Source organism: Phaeobacter sp. HF9A, assembly GCF_011806385.1.
Classification (GTDB): Bacteria; Pseudomonadota; Alphaproteobacteria; order Rhodobacterales; family Rhodobacteraceae; genus Epibacterium.
Genome location: NZ_JAATOX010000066.1, coordinates 1 through 22883 on the forward strand (window position 1 = coordinate 1; position 22883 = coordinate 22883).

The 22883-nt window shown below is 64.9% G+C and carries 10 protein-coding genes and 1 pseudogene; 1 reads left to right on the forward strand and 10 read right to left on the reverse strand.

Annotation, left to right across the window (positions count from 1 at the left end):
* Positions 1–1000 (reverse strand): oligosaccharide flippase family protein (locus HCZ87_RS12710; RefSeq protein ID WP_167644201.1); only part of this gene is annotated, 1000 nt, incomplete at its 3' end.
* A 205-nt stretch (positions 1001–1205) separates the two neighbouring features.
* Between HCZ87_RS12710 and HCZ87_RS12715 the strand changes: the two genes are divergently transcribed.
* A complete protein-coding gene (locus tag HCZ87_RS12715; RefSeq protein WP_167644202.1) occupies positions 1206–2420 on the forward strand; it encodes a glycosyltransferase family 4 protein in 1215 nt (404 codons plus the stop codon).
* Between the two features lie 9 nt (positions 2421–2429).
* On the opposite strand, the gene HCZ87_RS12720 is transcribed toward HCZ87_RS12715, so the two are convergent.
* The 9 genes and pseudogenes from HCZ87_RS12720 to HCZ87_RS12760 all read right to left on the reverse strand — a co-directional run.
* Complete coding sequence (locus HCZ87_RS12720) at positions 2430–3266, reverse strand: glycosyltransferase (protein WP_167644204.1); 837 nt, start codon at positions 3264–3266, stop codon at positions 2430–2432.
* Positions 3263–5730 (reverse strand): annotated as a pseudogene (locus HCZ87_RS12725) (hypothetical protein). The gene HCZ87_RS12720 and the pseudogene HCZ87_RS12725 overlap by 4 nt, the downstream one beginning before the upstream one ends.
* The gene (locus tag HCZ87_RS12730; RefSeq protein ID WP_167644205.1) at positions 5727–6437 is read right to left on the reverse strand and encodes a 4'-phosphopantetheinyl transferase; all 711 of its coding nucleotides are present in this window, start codon (positions 6435–6437) and stop codon (positions 5727–5729) included. Before HCZ87_RS12730 ends, HCZ87_RS12725 begins: the two are co-directional and overlap by 4 nt.
* Before the next feature lie 3 nt (positions 6438–6440).
* On the reverse strand, positions 6441–11009 hold the full coding sequence (locus HCZ87_RS12735) for a MupA/Atu3671 family FMN-dependent luciferase-like monooxygenase (RefSeq protein WP_175582256.1): 4569 nt from the start codon (positions 11007–11009) through the stop codon (positions 6441–6443).
* Positions 11009–12040, reverse strand: coding sequence for a glycosyltransferase family 2 protein (locus tag HCZ87_RS12740; RefSeq protein WP_167644207.1), 1032 nt, complete (start codon positions 12038–12040; stop codon positions 11009–11011). The genes HCZ87_RS12735 and HCZ87_RS12740 overlap by 1 nt, the downstream gene beginning before the upstream one ends.
* 3 nt (positions 12041–12043) lie before the next feature.
* Positions 12044–18487, reverse strand: a complete 6444-nt coding sequence (locus HCZ87_RS12745) for a type I polyketide synthase (RefSeq protein ID WP_167644209.1) — start codon at positions 18485–18487, stop codon at positions 12044–12046.
* Positions 18488–18711: 224 nt separating this feature from the next.
* A complete protein-coding gene (locus HCZ87_RS12750) occupies positions 18712–20178 on the reverse strand; it encodes an O-antigen ligase (RefSeq protein WP_167644211.1) in 1467 nt (488 codons plus the stop codon).
* 100 nt (positions 20179–20278) lie between these two features.
* Positions 20279–21244, reverse strand: coding sequence for a glycosyltransferase family 2 protein (locus HCZ87_RS12755; RefSeq protein WP_175582257.1), 966 nt, complete (start codon positions 21242–21244; stop codon positions 20279–20281).
* A gap of 20 nt (positions 21245–21264) precedes the next feature.
* On the reverse strand, positions 21265–22883 hold a 1619-nt coding region (locus HCZ87_RS12760), incomplete at its 5' end, for a translocation/assembly module TamB domain-containing protein (RefSeq protein WP_175582258.1).

Below are 22883 nucleotides of genomic sequence, written 5' to 3' on the forward strand. Positions count from 1 at the left end.
TGGCTCCGGCGGCATCATAGCGTGCGTCATAGAGAAAACCGACCAGCCAGGGACCGATCCAGGCCATGGTCCACATCATCAGGAGCACGCCGGCAGAGAGCACATAGCGCAGCTGGCGCTGTTTCTTGCGATTGCCGGGGGCGGCATGGGCGGGCTTGTCCCGATAGACCGCCAGCATCAGCCGGGCAGAGAGCTCCTGACCGATCTGCACCGGAAAACTGGCAAGAAAGAAGCCGATATTATAGATCCCCATGGCGCTGAGCGACAGGTGTTTGCCGAGGATGGCGCGGTCTCCCTGCGAGGTCATGAAATAAAACGCGGTGGAGAGAAAAATCCATTTCCCCATGCCGATGATCTCGTGCCGGGTTTCGGCATGCCAGCGAAACTGATTGCGTCGACCGGGCAGGAATGCCCAGATCAATACAAGCCGCGCGCTTTCCTGAATGACATTGCCAAAGGCCAGGGCCACAACAGACTGGCTCCAATAGGCAAGGCCGGACAAGCAGACCAGGCCAATGATCTGGGCGCCAAGGTTGATCACGGTGACGCGCCCGATCAACAGGTGGCGATAGGCCGTCTCCACCCGGGTGGGCGAGAACCCGTGCAGCAGCAGCGCAAAACCGGAAATCGGCAGGCAATAGGCCATCTCTGGCGCGTCATAAAAGGCGGCCGCGGGCAGGGCGAGCAGGCCCGTCATCACCCAAAGCCCGGCACCCCGGCAGAGCTGAAGGCTCCAGGCGGTATCAAGAAATTCCGGGTCGTCGCCGCGCGGGTTCTGGGCGATGGCGTTGGAAATTCCCACGTCCGAAAACAGCGCCAAACCGATGATCACCATGGTGACCAGCGCCATGAGGCCAAAGGCCTCCGGGAACAGTATGCGGGTCAGGACCAGGTTTGAGGCCAGTCGCAGCAGCTGCGCGGCGCCAAAATTGAGGACAATCCAGGACGCGGATTTCAGGACACGCAGCATCAGGCTCTGTCCGGTCGAAGCTGGTGTCATGGGGGCCACGTTGCGATGGGGCTAGGGTGAGGCGAGGCTAAGCGGGCAGAGCCGGTCGGTCAATCATCTGGCGTCGCGAATGTCCCCCTATGTTGTTCTCTAACCGCGCTTTTTTGGCGTGAACCGCTCTGCCGCAGCGCCTTCTGGGCAAATCGCGAGGCAGCGGCTAGTCTCTGGCGCAAGAGCCGCAGGGAGCGCCGACATCGTGAAGATCGCATATGTGCTGAACACCTACCCGCAACCTTCGCAGAGCTTTATCCGCCGGGAGATCCAGGCGCTGGAGCGGCGCGGGGTCGAGGTGCTGCGCTTGCCCATGCGGCCAACGCAGCAGATCTTGGTTGATCCCGGCGACCTCGCGGAAGCGGCGCGCTGTCACTATGTGCTGCACGCGGGCGGCGTGGCGCTGCTTGGCGCGTTCTTGCGTATTTTGCTGTTCTCGCCCGGGCGGGCGGTCAGGGGATTTATGCTTGCGCAGCGGCTGGCACGGGCCAGTGGTGCCTGGGGGCGCAGCCTGATCTACCTGCTGGAGGCCGCCTATGTCGCGCGTCTCGTGCGGAAGATGGGGTGTGAGCATATGCACGCCCATTTTGGCACCAACCCCGCCGCCGTCGCCATGCTGACAGAGGCGCTGGGCGGGCCGGGCTATAGTTTCACCACTCACGGGCCGGAGGAATTCGACAGCCCAAAGCAGCTCTCACTGGGGCTCAAGGTCGCGCGCTCCCGCATGGCGGTGGCGATTTCCAGCTTCGGGCGCAGCCAGCTCTGCCGATGGGCGCCGTTTCAGGCCTGGCCCCGGGTCAAGGTCGTGCATTGCGGGGTGGAGCCGCGCCATTTCCCCACTTCGCAACCGCTGCCAGAGGGGGCGCTGCGGGTGGTGGCGATTGGCCGGTTCGTGGAGCAAAAAGGGCAGATGATCCTGATCCAGGCGCTTGCGGATGCGCTGCGGGATGTGCCCGATCTGCATCTCACGCTGGTGGGAGATGGCGAGATGCGCCCCGATCTGGAGGCGGCGATTGCGTCCCTGGGGCTTCGGGCGAATGTCACGTTGACCGGCTGGCTGAGCGAGGCCGGGGTGCGCGATGCGCTGGCGGGGTCTCATGCGCTGGTGATGCCCTCCTTTGCCGAAGGGCTGCCGATGGTGGTGATGGAGGCCATGGCGGCGGGGCGGCCGGTGCTTGCGACCTATGTGGCCGGCACGCCTGAGCTGGTGCTGCAAGACCAGACCGGCTGGCTGGTTCCGGCTGGCGACAGCCCCGCATTGGCAGAGGCGCTGGTGCGTTTGGCGGCGGTGCCCCGGGACAAGCTGAAGCTGATGGGAGAGCAAGCCCGCGAGCGCGTTCTGGAGCGCCACGATATCGACCGGGAAGCCGAAAAACTGGCAGGCTATTTCCACGACTGTATCGCTCAGGGGGCCGGTTAGCGCATCCGTCTAGCGTCCGCGCACCCAGGTTTCGCGCGTCGCAAACAGCGGTGTGCGCACCGCAAGTGCGACGGCGATATAGACCAGCAGTCCAAGGGGCCGCCGCCGCGCGATGCGACCGAGGCCCGGGAGTGTCAGCGGGCGATGGTCGTCGTTCTGGGCGAGGTCGGGATAGAGGCGGTTGACCTCGGCAGCACCGCGATCCTGTCGGCGGCGCACCCGCACCAGATTGCGGAACCCTTCGACCATCGGCCAGTCATAGCGCGCCGGCAGCAACAGGCGCTCGCCCGGGGTGAAATGCAGCCGGGCAAAGGCATCGTCAGAGATGATATCGGGCCAGTCCTGCCAGCGTGCACGGCCCGCGCGGGTCATCGCAAAAAGGCCAAAACCCGGCACGCCCACATGCCAGAACGGCAGCTCCTGCCAGGCGCTGGCATAGGCGCGGGTGATCGCGCTCCTGGCGCGGCTGATGCGCGGACGGCCACTGGCATAGAGCGGCGCATCACTTGCCAGCGCTGCCACGATCTGCGCCAGCAAGGCTGGCTCCGGTCGCACATCAGCGTCCAGATAGACCAGGATATCGCCAGCTGCGGCGGCGTCACCAACGGTCAGCGCGGCGGTTTTGTTGCCTTTGTCCTGTTCCAGAACTCGCAGGCTCCAGCCCCGGGGCGGCGCAATCCTGCGGGCCCGGGTCGCGGTGTCGTCCTGGCAGCCATTGGCCAGCACCAGAACCTCCACGCGCCACCCCTGCGGCAGGGGATCGGAGGCGAAGAGCGTGGCAAGACAGGTCCCGATATAGGCGGCCTCGTTATGGGCCGGGATCAGCACCGACAGCAGGCGGCTCATTTGGTGGCCTCGATCACGTCCCAGCGGGGATTGTCGTCGGTGAGGGTGCGCAAGGCGCCCCAGCTGCCCCAGCGGCTCGGGTTGCCGACATCGTTAAAGGCGCCAAAGAGCCGACCACCGAGCTCCGGCCAGCGGTTCAGCAACTGGCGATAGAGATCCGCCATTTCCTCGGTGTAGTTCAGATGGGTGAAAAAGGCGGTCAGTTGGTCGTCATCGACCAAGGTGCCGTGACCCACCACATGGCTGCCGCCTTCATACATGATCAGGTCGAGATCATATGTGCGCGCCACCTCGGCGTGGTAGGGCAGCACATGGCTCAGCAGGTGCGTCATGGTGCCGCCGGGATCGCCTCGGTTGAGCCCATCCTGCAATTCCGCCACGGCCTGCGCCACGGCAACATCAAAGCGATGCGCCTCGACATAGGCTTCGGCCTCGGCGCCGCTCAGCCCTTTTTCGGTGGCGGCAATGCGCGCCCGCTCCAGACTGTCGGCAATCCAGGCCCGCACCATCGGCGCCCGGTCCTGCTGTCCCAGCATGGCACCAAAATAGCCGGTGACCGCATAGGCATCAAAGCTGCGATAGGGGGGCTGACGGGTCGCATCGGCGGCGGTCCAGACGGGGGCATTCAGGATTTGGTCTTCGAGCCCAAGCCAGCCCGTCTGCGAGGAAATCACCCGCACCAGCCGCTGCGAGAGATCCCGATCCGGGTCGCCGTCGCGAAACACCTCGGTCCAGATCTCGGCGATCCTGACCGCGCGGCCCGCGTAATATTGCAGCCAAAGATCCTTGCCGCCCCAGATGGCGCGGGCCTGGGCGTCAGCCCAGGCGGCCTGTTCGAACTGCCAGTTCCAGACCTCGTTGGAATATTCGACATAGGCTTTCAGGTCCTCATCCAGTCGGTCGCGCACCAGGGTGGCGAAGTTGCGCACATAGGTATCATCGGCCATATGCGGCAGGGTGAACCAGGGATCAGAGCCGATCCGGTTGCAGAGCGCCAGGAGGATTTCCAGCGGCACGCCATTGCGGGTCCAGGTGTAGTCGCTGACATGTGGGCGATCCTCCCATCCCACCTGCGGCGAGTTGTTGGTGTTTGCCCATTCCATGAACCGCAGCGCGGCAAAGCCCTCGATCCGGTCCAGCCACGCGGGGTTGAACAGGGCGCCCTGCGCCACCGCCTGAAGGTCGGACTCGCGCACCAGGGTGATATTGCGCAAATAGTCGCCGGTGTTCTGCCGGTCGGTGCGCTGGATGCGGATGTCCACAAATCCGGGGCCGGGGGTGAAATCAAACCGCACCTCGCCCTTACCATAGCGCACATTCCGGGCACGGCCTGCGACCTCGATGATGCCATCGCCGTCAAAGCGCAACACATAGCGCCCCGCGAGGCTTGTGGCCTCCTCTGGCAGATCGGTCAGCACCACGGTGCCGATCGAGCCAAGTTCGGGCGGCAGCGCCAGAGGCCAGCCATCCGGGTCGAGATAGCCTGCCGCGCGCAGCTCTGCCTCGCTTATGCCGCCCCACCGCCCGGGCAGGTGCCCGATCCAGGCGCGGGCGGTTTTGAAGTGATCCAGAAACGGCGCTTGCACGCTCCAGTCCCGGACCGGGGCGAGGTTCATCGCCACGGAGCCGGATCCCGCGGCAGCGCCGATGGGTCTGGTGGCAGCGCGGTGCGCACATCCGCCCCATTGGCAGAGAGCAGCGCCAGCTCTTGCAGCCGCGCTGCCAGATCCGGGGGCGGCGCGGTGTAGGCGGTGCCCCATTCATTCTGTAGCTGACGCGGCAGCCCTAGGGGCGTGTCCCCGGTGAGGACCGCATATTGCACCAGCGAGAGATAATAAAACCCGATGGCATTGGGATGGATATCATCGGCAAAGACGTCCTGAATGTCGCGCAAGCCGGGCACGGTTCCCGCTTCGATCGCGTCATACAGTCGGGCCAGCGCCTGCCCGGTCGGCAGAAGCCGGATATCGCCGCCGCTGCGCGTTTTGACCTTGTCGACGATATGCTGCCAGCGCGGCAGGTCTTGGTCCAGCCGCTGGCGCCAGGGGATATCGCCATTGTCATCAAAGGGCACATCGGCGCCGGTGCCGCTCAGCAGGCTGTGCCAGCCTTCCTCGACATAGAGCGTGACATGGGGATTGGTCGTGGCGGCGAGCGTGTAGAAATCCGCCACGGCACCTTCGGTATCGCTCCAGCGCAGGTGATTGGCGAGGGGGATTGCCTCGGTCACGATCAGCGCATCGACCGGGCCAGCAGCAAGCCGGGCGCGGGCATTGATGCCCTGGGCCTTGTCCGCGTGTTCCCAGTTATAGCGCAGCGGCGCGCCATTGATAATCTGCGCCTCGACGGTTGGTGGCGTGCTCTGGCCTGCCGCCAGCAACTGGCCCAGCATTTGCGGATTGTCCGGGCCGATCAGGGAATGCCCGACCATGACAATGGCTCTGAGGATGTCGGCGGCGCTCATGCGGCCACCTGCGGGCTGTTCAGAATCTCGACTGCGGTGATAATCAGCCCCGCGCCGATGGCATAGCGCCCCTCCAGCTGGTGTCCTGCCTGAAACGGGGGCTGGGCCGCCGTGAAGCTGGCGATAAAGCTCGCGGCGCTGAGGTCAAAGCGCAGCTCCATGCCATCAAAGCCGAAATAGCGCTGCGAGAGCGCGTATTGCGCCTTGTAGGCGGCCTCCTTGGCGGAAAACAGGAGCTTGCCGGCCTGACCGGGATTGTCCTGGCGCGAGAGCCAGATTTGCTCTGCGGGGCTGGCGATCGAGGACCAGAGTTCGCGGGAGAGCAGCGTATCCGGTTCGACGTCGATGCCAACCCCGGCATGGGTGGCATGCGAGGCCACGGCGGCAAGGGCGCAGCTGCGGCAGTGGGAAATGCTCCCGACTAGCCCCAGAGGCCAGAGGGGGGCGCGCGTTTCACTGATCGGGACAGGCGCGGGCTCCCGGTCTAACGCGCGCATCGCCCGGTGTGCGGCGGCGCGACCGGCGGCAAATTCCCGTTTGCGCTTGTCCACGGCTTTGGGCGACAGACACGCGGCCTCGGCTGGAAAAGGCGCGGGGAGCGGGCCCAGCGGATCCTCGGCGGCGATGGCGACAGAGCCCGAGAGCAAGGGGCGCAAGAGATCCTGCCAATCCGCCTGTCGGGTGATCTGGTGAGGCGTGCTGTCCATCGTTCACTCCGTGCGCGCTTTGCGACTGGCGCGCATGGCGCGGCGTTTGGACATGGTGGCGCCCCGGTCGGTCGGGGGCGCGGAGGGTGCATCACTCGCGGCGGGGGCGTCACCGCCCTGAGCGAGCTGCGTTGCATGGCGGGCGAGCGCATTGAGTGTCGGGAAGCGGAAGATATCGGTGATCGACAACCGCTCCAGACCCAGGCGCTGACGGATATCACGATGGGCCTGAACCGCCAGCAGGGAATGCCCCCCGAGGGTAAAGAAATTATCCTCCAGCCCGATGTCGGCCACACCGAGGAGGCGCTGCCAGATCTCGGCGATCTGCTGTTGCGGGCCTGCTTTCAGATCGGGCGCAGCGGCCAGCACATCCGGCGTGCTGCGGGGCGGTTGCGGCGCGGGCAGCGCCTTGCGGTCGATTTTCTTGTTCGGTGTCAGGGGGAAAGCCTCTAGCGCCACGATATGAGCGGGCACCATGACCTCGGCCAGGTGCCGGGCCAGCCTGGTCTTGATGGCATCTTCGGAGACGGGGGCAGAGGCGGTCACATAGCCCACCAATCGGGTATCCGCGCCGATTTCGCGCGGGACCACAACGGCGGCGTCAATGCCGGGGATCGCTGCGAGGGCGGCTTCGATCTCGCCCAACTCGATGCGCTGGCCGCGGATCTTCACCTGATGGTCGCTGCGACCCAGGAACTCCAGCCGCCCGTCATGCAGCCAACGCGCCAGATCGCCGGTGCGATACATCCGTGCGCCGGGGTGGAACGGGTCGGCGGGGAAGCGCTCGGCGGTCAGATCGGCGCGTTGCCAATAACCAGCCGTGACGCCCGCCCCGCCGATATAGAGCTCTCCGATCGCGCCGACCGGGGCCAGCTGGCCGGCCTCATCCAGCACATATGTGGTTGTATTGGCCACCGGCCGGCCAATTGGGGCGATGCCGCCGGGCACCGTTTTGAGGGTCTCGACCGTGGACCAGATCGTGGTCTCCGTCGGGCCATACATATTGTGGAACTCCGCCCGGCTGCGCGCACGCAGGGCGCCGACCAACTCGCCGGGCAGGGCCTCACCCCCGACCAGGAGATGGCGCAGGCGGCCAAGGGCGGGGCCTGCATCCGGGTCACTGGCGATCATGCGCGCCATGGAGGGGGTGCATTGCATATGAGTGACACCGTGGCGAAGGATCTGTGCCGCCAGCGAGAAATCATCCGTCGCCAGCTCCTGCGCGCGATTGGCGCGGCGCAGGACTTCGGCCAGCGGTTTCAGCCCCTCAAGCACCACATGCGGCGCGATGCCATAGTCAATCAGGCAGGCGACCTCGTCCACACCGATGCGTTTCAGCTCCTCGACGCGGGCAACGCCATCCTCAACGGTGCCAAACAGGCCGGACTCCTCAAAATAGCGTTCAAAGGCGAAATCGAGGATCGCTTCCAGCTCCGCCTCGCTGAGAATGCCGAGGTCCATCTCGAAGGGATTATCGACGCCCTTGGGTTTCTTGAAGGCGGGAAAGGCCCAGGCGTATTGCTTGATCAGCCCGGCGGCGGAGCGCAGGTAATCCTTCATCGGCTCGCGGGCGATGCTGCGCGCGCTCTCACGGCTCTGGGCGAGATAGGTATGCAGCATCAGCGTGACGGTGAAATCGGCCGGGTCGTGACCGGCCTCGCGCAGCGCGGCGTGATAGAGCGCGATCTTGTCGCCCACCTCGGCAATGCTCTGGCCAAGCAGGTGGGTGAGCACATTGGCGCCGATCTTGCCCGCCTCGCGCCAGGTCTCCGGGTTGCCGGCGGTGGTGACCCAGACCGGCAGTTCGGAGGAGACGGGGCGGGGCTGCGTCACGACGCTGTGTTGGCTGCCATCCTTGCGCGAAAATGCCACCTCCTCGCCGCGCCAGAGCTTGCGCAGGATCTCGATGGTGTCGAACATGGCGGGCTTGTTGGCGGGGGGCGTGTTCTCGGGGCGCAGGATGAAATCATCGGGCTGCCAGCCGGAGGCAATGCCAAGGCCCACGCGCCCGGCCGTAAGATTGTCGATCACCGCCCATTCCTCGGCGATGCGGGCGGGATGGTGCAGCGGTGCGACGCAGGACCCGGCGCGCACGCCGATATTGCGGGTGACGGCGGCGACGGCGGCCCCGGTCACCGAAGGGTTCGGATAGGGGCCACCAAAGGCGTGAAAGTGCCGCTCCGGCGTCCAGACCGCGTTGAAGCCATGGGCGTCGGCGAATTTCGCGCCTTCCAGCAGAAGTTCGTATTTCTGCGGCCCGGGGCCATCGTCATTGCCCCAGTAGAACAGGTTGAAATCCATCTTGCGATCACTGAGCGTGACCGGGCCGTTGGCCAGCTGCAAGCGGCTTTCGTCGCTGGACAACACCAGTTTGAACCCGCGGGCCAGGGTCCAGAAGAGTTCGAGCACGGAGATGTCGAAGGACAGGCTGGTGACCGCAAGCCAGGCATCGCCCGGCTGATGCGGGATGCGGGCATCCATGGCGGTAAAGAAATTGGCCACATTGCGATGACGCACCATCACCCCCTTGGGCAGGCCGGTGGAGCCGGAGGTATAGATCAGATAGGCCAGATCCTCGCCCGAGGCCCCGCTTGCCAGTGCGCCAGTCGGGGAGAGGTCGAGCGTGTCGAGACTCATAACCTGTGGGGCGCTGTGCGGCAGCTCTGCGGCCAACGCGGTTTGCGTGATGATGACGCTGGCGCGGCTGTCGGCGATATAATGCGCGATACGCTCCGCGGGATAAGCCGGATCCAGCGGCACGTAAGCCCCGCCGGCCTTCAGGATGCCGAGGGTCGCGACGACCAGATCCATCGAGCGCCGCAGATAGACCCCGACATGGCTGCCGGGCGCAACGCCCTCTGCGCGCAATTGATGGGCCAGCGCATCGGCGCGCTGATTGAGCGCCGCGTAGCTCAGCTGCTGGTCTTCAAACACCAAGGCAGTGGCCTCTGGCGTGCGGGCGACCTGAGCCTCAAAGGCGGCGTGGATGGTTTCGTTGGCGGAGGCGTCGGCCTGCTTGGCGTTCCAAGTCTCCAGTAACAGACTGCGTTCGCTGTCGGGAAGGCAGGGCAGGCCGTGTAGGGGCTGATCCGCTGTCATGTCGGCAGCGAGGAGTGTCTCCAGCCGTGCGGCCAGCAGGGCAAGGGCCGCTGGTGGCATGGCGTCCGAGCGCAGGTGCAGCCGATCACCGACGCGGTGCAGAAGGAGCTTGGCCGCGGCGGGGGCCTTCTCGGTGTCGAGACACAGCACCACGGCGGGCGGCGATTGTGGCGCGATCTCTGGCGCGCGGGCGATCAGGTCTTCGGCAAAACCGCCAGACCGACGGGCGCGGTGCAGGTCCTGCTCCAGCCGCGTTGTGAGCTCGGCCAGTGAGCTGTCCAAATCGGCGCTTAGCGGCACCCAGTCAGAGATGATCCCGGGCCAGGCCAGGGCCTGGGTTTCGGGCAGGCAGAGGGCGAGGCTGCCGCTGCTCTCGCCGGTGCTGCGCAGGAGCCAGCAGAGCACCAGTGCCGAAAGGCGCGCAGCTGGCAGATGCGGCGGGAGTGAAATCTCGGTCTCGGCGGGGTTGTCGCCTGACGATGTGACAAGCGGCGCCGGCAGGGGCCGCATGGCGGCCAATGCCCTGCGCCAGTGTGCGTCTCCGGGCTGGGTCGCCTTCAGAGCGCTGTCGATCTTTTTGATCTCATCAGTCGTCAGCCGTGGCAAGGTGCGGCCCACGGCGGGAAGAGCCTCAAGGGAGAGCGCGCCCTGCGCAGGCGTGGTCAGGGCCGAGAGCCGCAGGGCGCCGTCCAGACAGGCCACGGTCAGCGCGCCCTCATCACTCGCGAAGACCTGGCCGCAGGCGCCAGTGCCCTCAACCTGTTCGGCCCGTCCGACAAGCGCAATGCTGCCGCCAAGGTCGAGCTTGGCCGCGCAGAGCGGGTTCCAGTAGCCGCCCATGTCGAGACCCCGCACAAGCCGCAGCAGCTCTGCGACGGGTTGGTCAAATTGCAGCAGGCCACCGGCTGTGGGACGATCCGCGCGCATGTGGCAGTGCCGCTGGCTCAGGTCCTGCGGTTGCCGCTTGAGCTCGCCGCTTTCCAGCTGCGCCAGCACCTCGGCAAAACTATCCAGCGCCGCGCCGTAGCATTTGGAGTTCAGGCTGAACGCGGTGTCGTCCTCGGTGATGGCGAAACGGCGCTGGGCCAGGATATCGCCCTCATCGACGCCGCCCTCGATCAGATGCCAGGTGATCCCGTGTTCAGTCGCGCCCTCCAGAATGGCCCAGTTCGGCGTGTTGAGCCCGGCCCGTTCGGGCAGTGGCCCATCGTGAAAATTCACCGCGCCTCGCGCGGCCCGTGCGATCACCGCATCCGGCAGCACGCGCAGGTTTGCAATCGACAGGAGCCAGTCAAACGAGCCGGTGATGTCATCCGGCGTGGCGAAGATCTTGAGGCCCTTGTCGCGCGCCCAGGAGTGGATCTCGGCGTTGTCACTGACGACACCGCGGATGTCATGACCGCGCGCGAGCAGCGCGTCACAACAGCCGATCAACAGGGATTCATTGCCGATAACGACAGCGGAGAAAGGCATCAGGATTGATCCTCCGAGGGAGAAGCGGGCAGTGCTGGCGCTTGCGGGGGCTGCATCAACCGTGGCTTTGGCACGGGTTTGAGCAGCCGTTTTACGTGATGGCGCAGCAGATCGCGATGAAAATGCGCCGCCTCCATGCGCGGTTTGCCCGAGATGAGCCGGCGCAAGGCGTAGATCGCACCGCCGGCCAGTCGGGCAAGGGTCGCGCCAATGGCATAGAGCCTGCCGCGCGTTTGGATGAAATAATGCAGGCGGGAGTCGAACCAATAGTCGGGCGTGCGCGCCCAGCCCTTCATCCCGGTGGAGGCCGAGCCGACATGCGCGATGGTGCTTTGCGGCACATAATGGGTGCGCCACCCGGCGCGCGCGGCGCGGTGGCAGAGCTCGGTTTCCTCAAAATAGAGGAAGAATGTCTCGTCAAAGCCGCCGACGTCTTCGATCACCTCGCGGCGGATCATCAGGCTTGCCCCCGCCGTCCAGTCCACCTGTTGCGCCTGTGTCGGGATCGGCAGAGGCACGATCGCATGCGAAAGCAGGCGCGAGATCACACCGGTGCGCGCGGCCCCCTCAAACTCGCTGGCGAGGGTGGGAAAGCGGAACAGGGTGCAATGCGGCATGCCGTCCTCGCCATGCACGTAGGAGCCCGCCAGCCCGGCGCCGGGGTGGTCGATCAGGAAATCGCGCAGAATGCGGATGCAGCCCTCGTTGGGAAAGGCGTCCGAATTCAGGAGGTAGTAAAAATCCGGGATACTCCCGTCGCCAAAGCGGGTGTTCAGGCCGATGTTTATACCCGCGCCAAAGCCGCCATTCACCGGCGAGGCCGTGATGCGCAGGCGTCCGTCGTTTCGCCACCCGCGCGCCTGCGCGCCAGCCAGCAGGGCCTCGTAGGAGCCGTCGTCGGACCCATTGTCGATGATCAGAACCTCGCCGGGCAGATCGGCCATGGCGGCCAGCGCCGCCTCGGCGGAGCGCAGGGTCATCGCAGGGGTGCGGTAGTTCAGGATGATGGTCAGCACGGCCTTGCGGGACATGGTTTACTCCGCCGCCTTTGCGGGGGTGGCAGATTGCTGCCCGCATCCCGCCAGAAGATCGCGCAGGGATTTCCCCAGCACGCTGACATTGGGGTCCAGCACCATCCCATCGTGATCGCCAGGGACCTCCACCACCTGCAAGGCGGGCGCGTAGCGGGTCCAGTCGTTGTCGGCATAGACATATTCCCGCTCGCGACTGACCCATTGTCCGTTTGAGACTTTCCAATGGCGATCCAGCACCGGACGATAGAGCACCACCGGCCCGGCCCAGGGTTTGACCTGATAGTCGGCAATGGCCTGGCGGAAGGCCTGTTCGATCTTGTGATTGTTGAACCCCGAGGCCGTGCTGATCGGCCCAGCCTCGCCCTGCCGTTTGCGCTGCTCCCAGGCGATCCGGTTCTGGAGCCACTCTTTCAGATAGCTCGGCCCTTTGCGGCGCAGCTCTTCGATCTTGATCAAGGCCTTGTCCGTTGAGGACAGCGCGGGGCGTTGCGGCAAGGGCGTGTCCAGCAGCACAAGGGCTTCGACGGTATGCCCTGCTGCGGTCAGTTGCTGTGCCATCTCATAGGCGGTGATGCCGCCGCCGGAAAAGCCGCCAATGAGATAGGGGCCCTCGGGCTGCACCTGCCGGATCTCGGCAAGGTAATCGCGCGCGGCGTCCTCCATCCTGTCATGGGGCTGATCACTGTCAATCAACCCTTTGGCCTGCACCCCATAGACGGGACGATCCTGCCCGAGGATCTGCGCCAGATGCCGCAGGTTGAGCACATTACCGAACATCCCCGCGACGATGAAGATCGGCGTCGCCTGCGCATCCTCGCCGGGGTGCAGGCGCACCAGATGGGTGAAGCACTGGTCAGATGCGCCAGCGGGCTCATCTGCCGGAGACGTTTCTATATCGGTACTGCCGCTGGCGGCGTCGATGCGTTTTGCCAGCGTGGCAACGCTCGGGGCATCAAAAAGCAGCGACATCGGGAATTCCACGCCAAAGCTGCGCTTGATTTGGGCAAACAGGCGCACCGCGATCAGCGAATGCCCACCGAGGTCAAAGAAGCTGTCCTCCACCCCGATCCGGGACAGACCCAGAAGCGTGGCAAAATGGCTGGCCAGCAGCTCCTCTGTCGGGGTGCGGGGAGCAATATAATCCGTATCGAGGTCGGGGCGCTCAAAGCTCTGAGCGCTGGCCTTGCCGGGCGATTGCCCACTGTCGGCGGCTTGCCGGATCAAGGCGGGCAGATCGAGGGAGGAGACAACCACCTGCGACAGCCCAGAGGCCAAGGCGCGTTCCAGTGCTGCGCCGCCCTCGTCGGCGCGAATACCGTTTTCCAGGTTGGCCCAGAGGCGGCGCTCGTCCTGGGAGTGCGGTTGACCTTGCGTCTCTGCGATCAGGTTGAGCGCGGCGGCGGAGTTGTCGGTGCGGGCAGGTGCCAGGGTGAAGCCGCCGCTTTGCCGTTGCATGCGGAAGTGGGAGATCTGCACCAGCACCCGGCCCGATGTATCGGTCAGGGTCACGTCAAACAGGGCCGAGCCTGCCGTGTCGCCCTCTGCCTCGATCAACCTGACGTGGCTGTATATTTTTGCCTCCAGCGGCGCAAGCACGCGGATTTCGCCATAGGACACCGGCACCCAGAGCGCATCCGGCGCATAGCCCGGCGCCAGTTCAATCGCCCAGCCGGTGGCCAGATCCATCAGCCCGGGATGAAGCAGGGTTTGGTCCTGTCGCGCGATGTCCGGCAGGTGCAGGCGGGCGAGGCCCTCGCCTTGCCCGAGCGCCATGGCGTGCAACACATCCCATCGAGGCCCGAACCGCAGGTGCCGCTCCTGCGGCGAGCGCAGGCGACCAGAGGTTTCGCGTGGGGTGCAGCGGCGCGCGATGGCATCGAGGTTTATCAGACCGCTGACGCTGCTGGCGGCCAGCGGCGCGGCCTGCGCCTCCATGGTGCGGGCAAAGCCGCCGGTGGTGGCGCCGTGGAGGGAAATGTCGAAGCCGGCCTCTGTCGGGCGGAGATGCATGACCGCCTCGCGCGGGGCGGCGTCAGGCACCACAAAGGGTTGCAGGAAATAAAGATCCCGGATCGCAAAAGGCGCATCGAGCCCGAGGCAGTGCAGTGCTTCCGCGATCAGTTCAATATTGCCGGTGCCGGGGATCAGCGCGCTGCCGTCCTGGGTGCGGTGCTCGTCCAACATCCAATCGGAGCGGGCATCAAACCGGCTGCGAAAGATCGGCGTGCCCGCGCTGTCAAAGGCCTGTGTTTGCCATAGCGCGGCCTCGCAGGGCCGTGGCTCCGAGGGTGTCGCGCTGCCGCGCCGGGCGGCCATAGCGGCTGCCGCCATGCCGGTATCGGACCAGATCCCCCAGTCTATGGCCGTCACATGGGTCCTGCCGCCGCGCCGGGATTTGGCCCAGGCGTTCAGGTATTCATTGGCGGCGATGTAATCCACCTGACCGGCGGGTCGGGTCACGGTGGAGGAGGAGGAAAACAGGACCATCAGATCGAGCCTGCCGTCGGGAAACAGCTGATCCAGCACCCTGAGGCCGCTGACCTTGGGGGCCAGAACCCTGGCGATCTGGCGCTCGGTCTTGGCCAGCAATGGGGCATCGTCAATCCAGCCCGCAGCGTGAAAGACGCCGCAGATCGGACCAAGGCGCGCCTCTGCGGTCTCTGTCGCCTCGCGCATGTCTTGCAGGTTGCAGACATCCCCGGCCAGCGTCAACAGCGCGCCGCTGCCCAAGCCTTCCAGCTGTCGCACCGCCAGGATGCGCGCAGACAGGCGGTCGCGGGGGCTGTGACGGCGCAGGTAGCTGTCCCACTCCGCGCGCGGCGGCAGGGGCTGGCGCGACAGCAGCGTGATACGGGCGCCGTAGTGGCGCATCAGATGTTCGGCGATGGTCAGGCCGATGCCGCCGTAGCCGCCGGTCAGCAGATAATGCCCGCCCTGACGCAATGGGAGGTTTTTGGCCCTTGGCGCGGGCAGCGGCAACGGGCGATAGTCCAGTTCCACCCGTTTGTCGCCGCGCCAGGCCGCCGTCAGATTGGCGGGCTCGGCCAGAAGCTCCTCCAGCAGGCGCGGCGTCAGATCCGGTCGCGACGTCCCGGCGCGCCGCGCGGCGAGGCCCTTGGGCGGGATTGGCAATTCAATATCGCATGTGGCCACGGTGATGCCGGGTATTTCGCGTGGCAGGACACCAGCCGGGCCGGAGATCATGGCTTTTTCCGGGTAGGGCAGGGGCTCGGTTCCGGTTTGAAGGGCACCGGTGGTGAAGACGCTCAGATGCGCGGGAGCGGGCAGCTCGGCCTCTGCCAGCGCCTGCCCCAGCGCGGTCAGCGACAGAAATCCCATCTCGACGTTGCGGTCAAAGAAAGAAGAGCCGGGGCGGTAGGTCTCGCCCCGGGTCACCAGCCAGAAATGGGCGATGCGCTGTGGCAGCAGATCGACTGCGGCCAGATCCTCCAGCAGCGCCTGATAGCCAAAGCGCCCTTCCTCGGGGGCGATCTGATAGCGGTCGGGCGCGAGCTGCGCATAGGTATCCCCGGCGCGCACCCGCACCACGCGATGCCCTGCGGCGCTCAATCGCTCGGCGCAGGCGGCGGCGTGGCCAAACGCGTCGTCAAAGAACAGCCAGGTGAGGGCGGTGCTGGCAAGCTCGGTCTCGATGTCGAGCGGACAATCGGCCAGTCGTGGCCGCCAGACCGGACGATAGCCCCAATCGGTCATATCGGCATGGCGCGCGGGGAGCACGGAGACTGCCGTGGCCGCAGGCTTGCCCGGTTCGATAAAATAGCGGCTGCGCTGGAAGGCATAGGTCGGCAGGCTAAGCCGGTTGCGCCGGGCATCGCCCCAGATTTGCGGCCAGTCGGCCTCGACCCCGCAGGCCCAAAGCCGACCAATCACGCCAAAGAAATAGGCGTCATCGGCGATGTCCTGATCCGGGTGGCGCAAGGAGCTGAGCACCTGCCCGGCAGAAATCTGCGGCGCCATTTGCGCCAAAGCGCTCAGCGCCTTGCCCGGGCCGACTTCCAGATAGACGCGACCGGGCGTTGCCGCGAGCGTCTCCAGACAATCGGCGAAGTGCACGGTGTTGCGCAGCTGCTGAACCCAGTATTCGGCGCTGGTGGCTTGTTCTGCCGTCAAGGGCTGACCGCTGCGGTTGGAGAGGACCGGCAGGCTAGGCGCCTGCAAATCAAGGCCGCGCAGGAAATCGCCATATTGCGCCAGGATCGGCTCCAGCATGCGGCTATGGGCGGCGATGTTGATGGGGATGCGCTGGAATTCGACCTCCTTAGCGCGCAGGGTCTCGGCCAGGGCATCGAGCCGGTCATTGGGGCCGGACACGGCGGTCAGCTCGGGCGCGTTGACGCTGGCGATGTCCAGCTCATCGCCCACCAGGGCCTCTACGTCTGCCAAGGGCAGGGAAATCGACAACATGCCGCCGGGCTCGACCGTGTCAAACAGGCGTCCGCGCAGGTGCACCAGGTCGATACAGTCCTCAAACCGCATCACCCCCGCCAGGCAGGCGGCGGTGTTTTCGCCCATGGAATGGCCCACCATGGCCGCCGGTCGCACGCCCCAGCTGATCCAGAGCTGCGCCAGCGCATATTCCACGATCATGATCAGCGGCAATTGCACCGAGGGTTTGAGCAGCGCCGCATCGGCGGCCTCTTCGGTGCCGGGGGTCGGCAGCCAAAGGGCGCGAAGGTCGAAATCGAGGCTCTTTTCCAGATGATCCAGACCGCGATCCATCCAATCGGCAAAAACCGGCTCGGTTTCATAAAGGTCGCGCGCCATGCCCGCATATTGCGCGCCGCCCCCGGGAAACATGAAGACGACTTCCGGGTCGGGGCCGAGGTGATCATGGGTAAAGACCTGGCGCGGGTTTGCCTCCTCCAGCAGGTCGGCCGCCTCACTCGGGGTTTCCGCCACCACGACGCGGCGCTTGGCAAAGCCCCGGCGGCCTTCTTTCAGCGTATAGGCCACATCGGCCAGCTCGGCCTCCGGGTTGTCGCGCAGCCAGTCGATCAGATTGCGGCTGTTGGCCTCCAGCGCGGCTTTGCTGTGGCCAGAAAGGCAGAGGATCTGGAAGGGAAAGTCGCTCTCCTCCGAGGGGGCGCGCGGCGGGGCTTCCTCCAGGATCGTATGGGCATTGGTGCCGCCGACGCCAAGCGCGTTGACGGCGGCGCGGCGCGGGCCCTGATGCGAGACCCAGGGCGTCAGCCTGTCGTTCACCCGAAAGGGAGAGGTCTCAAAATCGATGGTCGGGTTCGGGGCCTCAAACCCAAGCGAGGGCGGCAGGGCGCGATGCTCCAGCGCCAGGGCGGTTTTGACAAACCCGGCGACACCGGCGGCGGTGTCCAGATGGCCGATGTTGGTCTTGACCGATCCGATCCGGCAATAGCCGCGCGCATCGGTGCCGTCGCGATAGGCTTCGGTCAGGGCGGCGACTTCGATCGGGTCGCCGATATAGGTGCCGGTGCCGTGGCATTCGACATAGTCGATGGTCTCGGGGTTCACCCGCGCGGCCGTCAGCGCCTTGCGCACGGCGGTGGACTGGCCATCCACCGAGGGCGCCAGATAGCCGGCCTTGGCGGCGCCATCGTTGTTGATCGCGGAGCCCTTGATCACTGCCCAGATATGATCGCCGTCAGCGATAGCGTCGCCAAGCCGTCGCAGCGCCACCGCCCCGGCACCAGAGCCAAACACGGTGCCCTGCGCGCGGTGGTCAAAGGCGTGGCAATGGCCGTCGGGCGAGAGGATCTCGTTTTCCTTGTAGAGATATCCGCGCCCCTGCGGCAGCTCGATGGTCACGCCACCGGCCAGCGCCATATCGCATTCACCCTTGCGCAGCGCTTCGGATGCGTAGTGGATCGCCACCAGCGAGGTGGAGCAGGCGGTCTGGATATTGACCGAAGGACCTTTCAGATCAAATACATGGCTGACACGGGTGGTCAGGAAATCCTTGTCGTTGCCGGTATGGCGCAACAGGAACATGCCAACATCATCCACCAGATCCGGGTTCGAGCAGATGTTGAAATAGAAATAGCTGCCCATGCCACAGCCCGCGTAGACACCGACCTGCCCATCGAGGGTTTCCGGCATATGTCCGGCGTCTTCCATCGCGCGCCAGGCCACCTCGAGGAACTTGCGGTGCTGCGGGTCAAGGATCGCGGCCTCTTTGGGGGAAAAGCCAAAGAACTCGGCATCAAAAGTGTCATAGCCGTCCAACCGGGCCGCTGAAGGCACGTAGTTGGGGGCGCGCAGGGTGTCGGGCTGCTCTCCGGCGGCGCGCAGGCTTTCCTCGTCCAGCACCTGAATCGATTCGATGCCGTCGCGCAGATTGGACCAGTATTCACGAAGATCGGCGGCACCGGGCAATGTGACCGCCATGCCCACCACGGCGATGTCGTCGGCGGATACCGCGGCTCCGTGGTCTTGCGTCGCTAATGCCATCGTATGTTTGCTTTCCTGCCTGATCTCAACGGTTTTGGCCTCGCAGCGCGCGTGTCAGGATGAGGCCACCGCTGTCCCAAACGCGAGGGATCGTATCCTGCCATGCTGTGCCAGAATACGATCATTTCACGATTATTCATATGCAAGGAATGCGAAACATCTTGGGCTGTCCAAAGGAGCCATTGTGGCCAAATTGGGATTTATGGGAGCGCTGGTTGCCTGGCTCACTCCAGCAGGGGCTTTTGCCGGGTGGCCGGGTCGTGACCATCAATCGCCTGTCGTCCCTGAAACAGTTTTGGGCGCGGATCAAATAGGCCGGGATAGAGCAGCCGCTCGGCATAGCCGCAAATCGCGCCGGCACACATCCAGGTCACCGGGACCAGGGTATCGTTTAGCAACATGTCGATCATGTTGGCGCCAAGAATCAGCGCGATACAGGACACATAGGGGGAGAACGCCGCTGAGGCCGTTTGCTTCATTGCGCGCCACAAGAGGAAGAAGGTCGCGGTGAGGATTCCCATTTCTGACAGGTAGCCGATCCAGCCTTTGCTGCCGAAAGCGATAATCCAGTGACCATCGGGGATGGACTGTATCAGCCCGGAAACGGGATCACGGACCAGATTGCGCCCCCAGTTTCCCCACCCGAACCAAGGTTTCTCCGCAGCACGATCCAACAGAATCTGTTCGTTCATGAAACGATACCCAAGCGACTGCGCGCGATCAGGCGAAATATGTGTCAGCTGCCTCAGAAGCAAGTCTTGTGGGATGAGGCCGGCATTCTTGAGTACGGGGTAAAAACAGCCAAATAGGGCAATCAGCAAGGCCACCCTGATTTGGAACTTGTAGGACGTGAACGCGATTATCGGAACAAACACCAGACCATAGAATAGCGCGGCGAAGCTCTTGCACAGGACAAGCATCACGAAGAGATAGCAGGCGGCGAGCGTCAGGCGTATCTTGTCCGTTCCCTGACTCATGCGGGCAAGGGTTGCGGTTGCGACAAGAGCGCTGAACATGAAAATGGCCAGCCAGAGCGCATGGGGCAAGAAAACGATCGGTCGATATCCGTTTGACCGGATCATCTGCGCAAAATCATGCTGGAAAAAGCCATAGATCATGATGTTGAGCTGCGGGCTCATGCGAATTTCAAATAGCGACGGCAAAGAGTAGACCAGCCCGCCGATACAGAATGCAAACAGCAGATCACGGTGCGCATCCGGGGTCGAAAGATAGCGCCGGGCGATCATAAACGGGATAAGAACAATAAGCTGGTTCGTGATCTCGGACCCAATGTCGCGCCAGCGCAGTCCCGGCAGGCTCCAGTTGATGATTTCGATTGGTGCGGTGTCAAAGATGGGCCGAAAGGCTATGCTGTCCAAATTGGTCAGCACGGTGGGGATTGCGCAAATGACAAAGGCGCAGACAAAGATCCGCACAATTGTGGACCTGGGCAAAAACGGCACCGGTGCCTTTGCAATGAACACGCAGCCCACAAGCGCCATGATCGAGCTGATCGAGAATTTGTCGAACGCGGGGATCAGCGGGAAATCAAAGGCGGCGATGGGGGGCAGGATCAGGTAGCCGCCGATCAGGCACAGAAGAATCGCCCTTTGCAGCGGCAGTCTTTGGAAAAAGACCAGCGCGGCGACTGGCCACAGCAGAAGCATCAGATAGGCAATGGAATTGGGCAACTGGGGTGGCCTCTTGATAAACCGGTGCCAGCCTACATGTTTTGTACGTGGCCGCCAAATTTTCAGTTAATGGGGCAGGACGGCGGGCGCTTGCTCCGGTCTATTTATACTCGATCAGGCCGCGATGTCTGCGGGTCAGCCGGTTCATGTGAAATTCAAGAACCCCCTGTGCTTCGGCGACTTTACCCAGGATCAGAAAACCGGCCCGCTGGCGGCCAAAACGCCGCGTCAGGCGCAGGAACTGACCGACGTAGAGACACAGCCCCAGCGCGGCCATTTTCGGCGCCATGAGCATTGCCACCAAGAGGAGACTGGGCAGCACTGCGCCCCAAAGGAGGGCACGGCGCGTCTCTTTCACCCAGTGCCGATCCGGCGGAGCACCGTGCAGGAATGCGCCTTCCGCAAAGGCATGCCCGGCCCGTCGGCTGCGCTGCCACCATTGGCCGAGCCGCATCATGCGCGCGTCATGCAGCGTCATCTCGGCATCCAAGCGCCAGATTTTCCAACCGGCGCGGCGCAGGCGCAGGCACATTTCCGGCTCTTCTCCGGCAATCAGATCGTCGCGGTAGCCACCGATCCCGGCCAGCGCCGCCCGCCGGATCAGGGCATCGCCGCCGCAGGCCAGCGCCTCGCCGATGGGGGTGTTCCATTCGGCATCACAAAGGCGGTTATAGATGCTGGCCTCGGGGTGTTCCTCGCGGCGGCGCCCGCAGACCACCGCGACCTCCGGTTCTGTCGCCAGAAACGCGGTGGCTTTCGCGATCCAATCCGGGTGCAACGTGCAATCCCCGTCCAGAAGCTGCACCAGGCTGTCATCGGTGGGCCCCAGTTGCGCCAATCCGGCGTTGCGTGCGCGCGCGGCCGTAAAGGGGCGCGTCATATCAAGCGCGACAACCTCCGCCCCGCGCGCCCGTGCCGCCTCAACCGAGCCATCGGTCGAGCCGCTATCGACATAGATGATGCGCCGAAATCGCCCCGCCAGACTGTCGAGGCAGGCCAGCAGCCGGGCGCCCTCGTTGCGGCCGATCACCACCGCATCAATCGGCGGCCCGTCGGGGGAAGCCATGTCCGGGGCCACGGTCCGCATCAATAGTCGCGTTTGTAGACCAGGCCGATCCCGGTGCCGCCGGCGCTATCTGCCTTGCCCGTCACCGTGAGCGATTTGGTCAGATCAAGGTTGATCGTCAGCTCGCTGTCGCCTTGGGTGGTGACATTCAGGTCGGTATAGACATTGTCCGCAAGATAGCCGCCCAGACCAAGCTGTCCGACGCCAAGGTTATTGGTGCCGAAATCCACATTGTCTGCGCCGGTGCCGTTTCGGAGCGCTTTTTGCGTGCCGCCACCCCGGCCACTGAGGGTGAGCGCGGAGCTGGCCAGACGGGCCAGGGCAAGCGGCGAGATATCCTGAATGTTGTCCCCAAACAGCAGCAGCGCCAGCGCCTCTTCGCTGGGGCGGGCGGGTTCCGAGGTCACCTGGATCTGCGGGCTGTCCATGGGGCCGGAAATCTCCAGCGTGGCGGTGCCCTGTTCCGTCGTCGCCGAGGAGGAGAACTTCAGATAGGGTTGCAGATCGCCAAGCAGCGTGATGCGCCCCTCATCCAGGGTCAGACGTCGCCCGAGAATATCAAAGGTGCCACGGATCAGGCCGATCTGGCCAGAGGGGGCAAGCGCGGAGGTGGTGCCACGCAGGGTGATCGCGCCGCCCAGTTCGGCGTTGAGGCCGCGCCCCCGGGCAAAGATGCGATTGGGCGCGCTGATCAGGATATCAAGCGCAATGTCGGTCTTGCCGCCGCCACCGCTGGGGCCCGTGTTGATCAGCCCGGCGCGGGATCGGGTCGCGGTCTGTGTCCGTGACTGGCCAATATGGCGAATGGGCGGGATCGGGGCCGCAGCGACCGCGCCGCCGGCCGTGTTGAGATTGATGTTGGTCTCGCCAATATCCACCCGCCCGCTGAGGCTGCTATTGCCGCTCAGGGGTCCGCTGAGCCGCAGCTGTCCGCCCAGCGAGGTGGTATAGGAGAGGTTATCGGTAAGCACCACATCCGCCAGTGAGATCTGGAGCGTGCCGGAGTAAGGCGCGCTGAGCGAGACCGGCCCGGAGACCTCGACCCGGCCACCGTCGCGGGGGCGGGCGTTGAGCGAGAGCGTGGCGCTGCCGTTGTTCAGGCTGATGCGGGTGGAGATCGCGTCGATGGATTGCGCCGCCTCGGGCAGCACCAGCTGCGCATCCGAGGTGGTGATCGTGCCGGTGAGCGATCGCAGCGCCGCCGGGCCGCGCAGGGCCAGATCAAACCGTGCCACGCCCCGGACCAAATTCGGTTTCAAGAAGGCGTTCGCCCCTTCCAGCCGCAACGAGCCCTTGGCGGTGAGGTCGGCCAGGGATTTCGCCTCGTCCCATGTCCCGGCGACGCGGGAGTCAATGCCGAGCGGGCCTTTTGCGGTTGTTTCCAGGGTCCAGATGCCGTCGCTGCGGCTGGCGTCCCCTTTGGCGGTCAACACGCCCTCAAGCTCGGGGATGATCTTTTGCAGCCTTTGAACCACGGTATCAAAATGCAGCTCGGCGGCCCCCGAGGCCTCGGTGAACTGGCCGGTGACATCCATCTTGCCATCGCCCTGACCGGTGAGTGAGCCCTGCGCCTGCCACACCCCATCGCGGCGCGTGGCCTTGCCGGTGGCGATCAAGGGGGCACCGGCCAGTTGCGGCA

Coding starts and splice junctions, on each gene's coding strand:
- HCZ87_RS12730 (WP_167644205.1), bottom strand. CDS start 6,437: ATGGACAGCACGCCTCACCAGATCACCCGACAGGCGGATTGGCAGGAT.
- HCZ87_RS12745 (WP_167644209.1), bottom strand. CDS start 18,487: ATGGCATTAGCGACGCAAGACCACGGAGCCGCGGTATCCGCCGACGAC.
- HCZ87_RS12755 (WP_175582257.1), bottom strand. CDS start 21,244: ATGGCTTCCCCCGACGGGCCGCCGATTGATGCGGTGGTGATCGGCCGC.
- HCZ87_RS12720 (WP_167644204.1), bottom strand. CDS start 3,266: ATGAGCCGCCTGCTGTCGGTGCTGATCCCGGCCCATAACGAGGCCGCC.
- HCZ87_RS12740 (WP_167644207.1), bottom strand. CDS start 12,040: ATGTCCCGCAAGGCCGTGCTGACCATCATCCTGAACTACCGCACCCCT.
- HCZ87_RS12735 (WP_175582256.1), bottom strand. CDS start 11,009: ATGCCTTTCTCCGCTGTCGTTATCGGCAATGAATCCCTGTTGATCGGC.